Here is a 583-nt window from a genome sequence, read left to right on the forward strand (position 1 = left end):
ATAGTGGTATTTCCTACATTATCGGTTACTTCAATTTTCAGCTGATTTTCGGTCTCAGTGACCACTCCGTCTTCAAAATAATGGGTGAGCAGGTTTTGCTTATATTCATATTCCATGAGAATGAATTTTCCGTTTACAGTAGCCCTGAAGCTATTGATTCCCGAAAGGTCATCAGAGATCTTTACTCTAAGATCCTTATTACCCGAGATCCACTGACCGTTTTTGAAATTGACAGGAATTACTGCCGGAGCTTTGGTATCCCTTGCCAGGGTGTAGGTGCCAAAAGAGCGGGTTTTGGTGGTAAATCTATCTCCTTCTTTTGCTGTGGTGGAATAATTAGGCTTTCCCCATTTATTAAGCCGGGCAATGAACAGTTGCTCCCTGTCCTGCGGCTCATATTTGCTTACATCAAAGCCTATGGAAATATTGCTGTGAATAGGTACAATATCCTCATGAAGGCTTATCTTTTCTTCCTCAAAGGTCACGTCAAGAAAAACATCCTGGTAGAGACTGTTTTTTGGGATGTAAACATCGATTCCCTTCTCTTCAAATTGAGCGCCTTTGCCGGCTTCCACAAAATATT

At 41.5% G+C, this 583-nt stretch carries 1 pseudogene; it reads right to left on the minus strand.

What is annotated here, in order from left to right:
- Positions 1–583, minus strand: a pseudogene (locus tag HC175_RS16645) (M23 family peptidase); the annotation flags it as partial.

It is taken from the genome of Salinimicrobium oceani, from assembly GCF_012037645.1.